At 68.5% G+C, this 5,607-nt stretch carries 6 protein-coding genes; 2 read left to right on the top strand and 4 right to left on the bottom strand.

Going from position 1 to position 5,607, the window contains the following annotated elements:
• On the bottom strand, window positions 1–236 hold a 236-nt coding region (locus AC1DU6_RS18635), incomplete at its 3' end, for a response regulator (RefSeq protein ID WP_477858811.1).
• A gap of 78 nt (window positions 237–314) precedes the next feature.
• Here AC1DU6_RS18635 and AC1DU6_RS18640 point away from each other — a divergent pair.
• Together AC1DU6_RS18640 and AC1DU6_RS18645 are read left to right on the top strand one after the other, a co-directional pair.
• Window positions 315–1,565 carry an ABC transporter substrate-binding protein gene (locus AC1DU6_RS18640; RefSeq protein ID WP_477858813.1) on the top strand — a complete coding sequence of 417 codons (1,251 nt, stop codon included), beginning with the start codon at window positions 315–317 and terminating at the stop codon, window positions 1,563–1,565.
• The gene (locus tag AC1DU6_RS18645; protein WP_477858815.1) at window positions 1,562–2,623 is read left to right on the top strand and encodes an ABC transporter ATP-binding protein; all 1,062 of its coding nucleotides are present in this window, start codon (window positions 1,562–1,564) and stop codon (window positions 2,621–2,623) included. Before AC1DU6_RS18640 ends, AC1DU6_RS18645 begins: the two co-directional genes overlap by 4 nt.
• Here the strand turns inward: AC1DU6_RS18645 and AC1DU6_RS18650 are convergent.
• The 3 genes from AC1DU6_RS18650 to AC1DU6_RS18660 all read right to left on the bottom strand — a co-directional run.
• Entirely contained in the window at window positions 2,620–4,143 is a 1,524-nt protein-coding gene (locus AC1DU6_RS18650) for a hypothetical protein (RefSeq protein ID WP_477858816.1), read from the bottom strand. The genes AC1DU6_RS18645 and AC1DU6_RS18650 overlap by 4 nt on opposite strands.
• 61 nt (window positions 4,144–4,204) lie before the next feature.
• Window positions 4,205–4,963: a substrate-binding periplasmic protein gene (locus AC1DU6_RS18655; protein WP_457351784.1), complete on the bottom strand. Its 759-nt coding sequence runs from the start codon at window positions 4,961–4,963 to the stop codon at window positions 4,205–4,207.
• Window positions 4,964–5,106: 143 nt separating this feature from the next.
• A partial coding sequence (locus tag AC1DU6_RS18660; protein WP_477858818.1) for a hypothetical protein occupies window positions 5,107–5,607 on the bottom strand: 501 nt, incomplete at its 5' end.

Below are 5,607 nucleotides of genomic sequence, written 5' to 3' on the forward strand. Positions count from 1 at the left end.
GTCAGCACGAGGATGGGCAGGGTGCGGCCGGCCTCGCGAACGCGCTTGAGCACGGTCAGGCCGTCCACCATGGGCAGGCCGAGGTCGAGGATGGCGATGTCGAAGTCCTGCTTGCGCAACAGGTACTCGGCCACGGCGCCGTTCTCGGCCCATTCGACCTTGAATGAGGCGTTAAGCAACTGCTGCTGCAACGCGTCAGCCAGCAGGGCGTCGTCTTCGGCGAGCAGCAGGTTCATGGTTGGCAGACTTTAATGGCGTCGGCGCTAGTGGTTAATACGATATTAAGTTTATTAACTCTCGGTAATGATGCCGTGATGCTCCGCGCCTGCGTCCTTCTTGTCACGTCCCTGTTTGCCGCCGTGGCCCAGGCCGGGACGCCGACGGACGTCGTCCATTGGTGGATCTCGCCCGGCGAGACGGCCGCCAAGCAGGCCTTGGCCGAGGCCTACCGCGCGGCCGGCGGCCAGTGGCGCGAACTGGCGGTGACGGCGTCGGAGCAGGCGCGCGCGGTCGTGCAGGAGCGCGTCGCCGCCGGCAACCCGCCGATGGCGGCGCAGTTCAACCCGTCCCTCGCCCTAGTGCGGCTGGCGCGCGAAGGCCGGTTGCAAGCCATCGACGACGTGGCCGCCCAGGGCCGCTGGGCCGAGGTGCTGCCTGCCGTGCTGCTGGACGCCGTGAAGGTGGACGGTCATGTCTACGCCGCCCCCGTCAGCATCCACATGCCGGTGTGGCTGTGGAGCTCCAAGGCGGCGCTGGCCAAAGCCGGCGTGAAGGCCGAGCCGCGCAGCATGGACGAGCTCTTCGCCACGCTGGACAAGCTGCAAGCCGCCGGGCTGATCCCGCTGGCCCACGGCGGGCAGTCCTGGCAGGACCTCAACCTCTTCATCGCGCTGCTGGCCAACCAGGGCGGACGCGACCTGTATCTGGCCGTGCTGCGTGACCGCGATGCCGCGGCCGTGCAGGGCGAGGCGCTGCGCCAGGTGCTGCTGAGCTACAAGAAGCTGCGCCGTTATGTGGACCCGGGCTCGCCCGGGCGCAGCTGGGCTGACACGACGGCCCTGCTCGTCAGCGGCCGCGCGGGGCTGCAGTTCATGGGCGACTGGGCCAAGGGCGAATTCGCCCAGGCCGGCCAGCAACCGGGCCGCGACTATGGCTGCACGCCGGGCTTAAGCCCGCGCTCGACCTACATCGTCAGCGGTGACGTGCTGGTCTTTCCCAAGGACAGGGACGGCAGCGCCCGGCCAGCCCAGGCCCTGCTGGCCCGCGTCGCCACTGCGCCCGCCACCCAACTCGCCTTCAGCGCCCGCAAGGGCTCGGTACCGGTGCGCACCGACCTCGACACCCGCACGCTGGACGTCTGCGCCCAGGCCGGCGCTGCGGCGCTGCGCGATGCCGGCCGACTGGTCGGCAACACGGAATTGCTGCTCGCACCGGCGCAGCTGACGGCGCTCGAACGCGCGGTCAGCGACTATTGGAACCGCGACATCCCCGTGCAGACGGTGCAACAGACCCTCGCCAGGGTCTTGCAGAACACAGACGACAACGACAACCGGAGACGACCTTGACCCGCGTACACATCCAGGACCTCAGCATCCGCTTCGGCAACCATGAAGTCATCAAGGGGCTGGACCTTGACGTCAACAGCGGCGAGTTCCTCGTGCTGCTGGGGCCCTCGGGCTGCGGCAAGTCGACGCTGCTGCACACCATCGCCGGGCTGAACCAGGTCAGCGGCGGCAGCATCCAGATCGGCGAGCAGGACATGACCCGCGCCGAGCCCAGCCAGCGCGGCGTCGGCATGGTGTTCCAGAGCTATGCGCTGTACCCGACGATGACCGTGAAGGAGAACCTCGCCTTCCCGCTGAAGATGGCCAAGACACCCAAGGCCGAGCTGGAAAAGCGCGTAGCCGCCGCGGCCGACATGCTGCAGCTGACCGCGCTGCTGGAGCGCCGGCCCGGCCAGCTGTCCGGCGGCCAGCGCCAGCGCGTGGCCATCGGCCGCGCGGTGGTGCGCGAGGCCAAGGTGCTGCTGCTGGACGAGCCGCTGTCCAACCTCGACGCCAAGCTGCGCACCGACTTGCGCCGCGAGCTCAAGCTGCTGCACAGCCGCCTGGGCAACACCATGATCTACGTGACCCACGACCAGGTCGAGGCGATGACGCTGGCCACACGCATCGTCGTCATGCACCAGGGCGTCATCCAGCAGATCGGCACACCGGCCGAGGTCTACGAGAGGCCGAACAACCTGCGAGTGGCGGGCTTCGTCGGCTCGCCGGCTATCAACCGCATCGAGGGTCAGGTGGGCGAAGGCGGCTTGTTCGTGTCGCCGGCGCTGAACCTGCCGCTGCCGGCGGCACTGGCCTCGCGCAAGCAGGGAGAGGTGCTGACGCTGGCCGTGCGGCCCGAGAACGTGAGTCTGGGCGCTGGACAGCCTTTCGCCGCCGAGATCCAGCTCGTTGAGCCGCTGGGCAACCAGCATGTGGTGTGGCTGAGCTGCGCCGGCTCGACCGTGTCTGCCGTGCTGCCAGGCCAGCCCGAGGTGGAGGACGGCGCCAAGGTCCGCTTCGGTTTCGATGCCACGAAGACGATGTGGTTCGATGCGGCAGGCGATCGGATCAATCTCTAACGCGTCGGAACCGAGAAGCGGTAATCCAGGCCCAAGGCCACGTTGTCGGCCTTGAACTGCCCGCCGCCGGCGCTGCGAGCCTCGATGCGCCCCACGCTCAGACTCAGGGCCAGTTGTTCGTCCAGCAGCCAGCGCACACCCGCGCTGGCCTTGGCAGCCTTGCCATGCACATTGGCACCAGCCATCAGCTGGCCGAAGGCCTGCAGGCGCTCATCGGGCCCCGCCAGGGTCTGCACGCCCACGCCGCCGAGGATCTCGGCATAGCCTGGGTAGCCCAGATAGGCGTTGTAGGCCGCCGAGGCCTGCAGCGGCAGATACCAGCGCTGGCCAACGGGGATGTCGAGCTGCAGGCCCAGCATCTGCACTGAGGGGCGGTCGGTGTCCCGGTAGCTCAGGTGCAGGTCCGTCTGGTGCAGCACCGACAGGCGCAGGCCCTGCCAACGGGCCGGGCCGGGTGCCTCGGCGCTGCGGCCGGAACGCAAGTGGTGCGTCAGGCTCAGGCCCCAGGTCTGGTTGCGCGAGCTGCCTTTGGGTGCCGTCATGTATCCGACAGAGAGCGCCAGACCCAGGTCGCGCGTCAGCGAATACTCGGCAGCCAGCTTGGGATAGACCAGCAGGCCGGAGCTGGTGTCGATCACGTCCGATGAATAACCGCCCGAGCCCAGGCCCAGCTGCCCGTACAGCGTGATGTCGGGTGCGACGCGCCAGCGCTGGCCCACCCCGCCCAACAACTGGTTGTACAGGGGCAGGCCGCTGTAGCCCATGCCCAGGGCGGCGAACCAGTAGCTGTCGGCGGCGAAGAAATGCGCGTACTGCAGGTCGGCCAGCCGCACCGTGTTCCTGTTCGACCCCTGGGGCGACCGCTGCCGGTAGTTGTCCAGGGACAGCGTCAACATGTTCTCGCCCATCTCCGCGCCAGCACGGTGGTCGTCCACGGCCGGCAAGGGCTGGCCGTGGCCGGAGAACGGCCCCGTGAGGTAGCTGAAGGGCACCTCCAGCAGCAGGCTGGCCTGGGTACCGTCGATGATGGCCTGGCGGAACTTCAGGCGCGAGACCGTGGCGCCCAGCGTGAACTCGCCGAAGTCATAGCCGAGGCCCGCATAGCCCTTGGCAAAGCCGCCGCTGCCCGACAGCAGCTTGCTGTGCTCGACGCTGCGCCCGCCGCCGCCGCCGCCGGCCGACAGGCCCGCCATCGCGAATACCGGCCCGGCCAACGGGCGCCTGAGGTGCACGCCCAGGTCCGCGGCCACGAAGCCGCCATAGGCACCCCTGACAAGCGGCGCATAGAAGCCGCCGCCCACGTAGACGCCCTCAAGCACCTTCTGGTAGGCATGGAAACCGAGCAGGTCGATGGGCCGGTCGCCCGGCACCTTGACGGTCTGGTATTCGAGGGTCAGCAGCGCGTCATTGCGGCGCAGCTCGGTGGGCTCGGGCAGTTGGGCAGCGGCGCCTCCTGCGCACAGGCACAGGGTTAGGCAGAGCTTCGGGATGGGGCGGAGGTGGAACGGCGTGCAGGGCATGCGGTGGATCGGCGTCTGGACCGGTCGCAGTGTCGCCGCGGACGACGGTGCGAGCGCGGCGTCAGGGCAAGGCGCGTCTTTCGTACTCCTCGACGATCCTTTTCACGGCGCGTGAGCGAATCTGCTCCAGCTCGCCGCTGGCCGCCATGCCGCGCAGGGTTTCCTCGACCCGCGGCAGCAACTCCGCATGCCGCACATGCAGGAAGTGGTAGAGCGGGATGTGCTGCAGCGGCGGATCGAGCGGGTGCACTTCGCCTTGCAGCCCCAGCTGTTGAAGGATGAGCATGCCGCTCAGGCGGTCGTTGACGGCCACATCGATGCGCTCCGCGGCGACCATGCGCATGAGGGCTTCCATCGAAGGGACTGCCGTCACGCGGGCCATGCCCTGGGTTCCCGCCTCGGAGGAGCCCACGCCGCGCACGATGCCGACCTGGTAGGCCGCAATGGAGGGCCAGCCCTGGATCTTGAAATCGAGTTTCTTCACGAAGGCGGCCGGCTCGATGTAGTTGATCGAGGGCCGGACCGCCAGCAACGTCGGGTACTGCGCCTCGACGTTCAGGATGCGCTGGACCTCGCCATCAAGACGCCCCTCGCTGGACTCGAGCAGCGAGCGCAGGGCCGGCACGGCGACGAACTGCAGGTCGATGCCCAGCCGCGCATAGGCGACTTTGAGGATTTCGCTGCCTATGCGCTGATCGGGTACGCCATCCAGCCTGGCCAGCCGCAGCGTGGAGGGCAGCGCGCCCGCGGCGCCGGCATCCAACGCCATCGCAGCCAGGACGGTGCAAAGCATGCGCAGCGGCAGGCGGATGGCGACCACGGTTCCTCCTGGCGCGGCTGTTTCGCCGTGGCCGCCTGCGCAATGCGGCGGACGACCGGCACGATCGAAAAGCCGCCGCCATGCTACGCATCTTTGCAGCGCCCTGGCGCAAGAAACAGTTCGTCAGCGCCCAGGCGGCCGCTTCACTGCGACGGTGCCGAGGCCGCCTGCTCGGGCAGGGGCACCGCCCAGGCAAACCCTTCGACGCCCCGAGCGAAGGCGTCGGACAGCTCCTTGTAGGGGCTCTCCGGCGGCGCCTTCAACAGCACGATGAGGCGATAGCCCCCCTTCACGGCCACATAGCTGACGGCCCGCAGGTCGTTGGGCAGCTTGCCCTCGTAGCGTCCGCCTTCCACGCCGCCCACCAGCACCGGCTTGGCGGCATCGCGGGTCAGCTTCTTGTCGAAGGGGTTGCCGATCTTGACCGCGCCGTCCAGCGGGTCGTAGGGCTTGGCCGGATCGGGCTCGGCATAGTTCCACAAGACGATGAAGACGGCCCTGGGATCGTCGGTGCGCGAATAGACCGCCAGCCCCGTGGGCCTGCCGGCCTTGTCGGGCTTCTCCTCGCGATTGACCACTGACACGCCCTCGGGAGCGTTGAAGCTGCCGAAGGAGGTTTTCACTTTGACGGCATGGGCGACAGC

The organism is Roseateles sp. P5_B10 (assembly GCF_056400485.1).

Coding starts and splice junctions, on each gene's coding strand:
- AC1DU6_RS18640 (WP_477858813.1), top strand. CDS start 315: ATGCTCCGCGCCTGCGTCCTTCTTGTCACGTCCCTGTTTGCCGCCGTG.
- AC1DU6_RS18650 (WP_477858816.1), bottom strand. CDS start 4,143: ATGCCCTGCACGCCGTTCCACCTCCGCCCCATCCCGAAGCTCTGCCTA.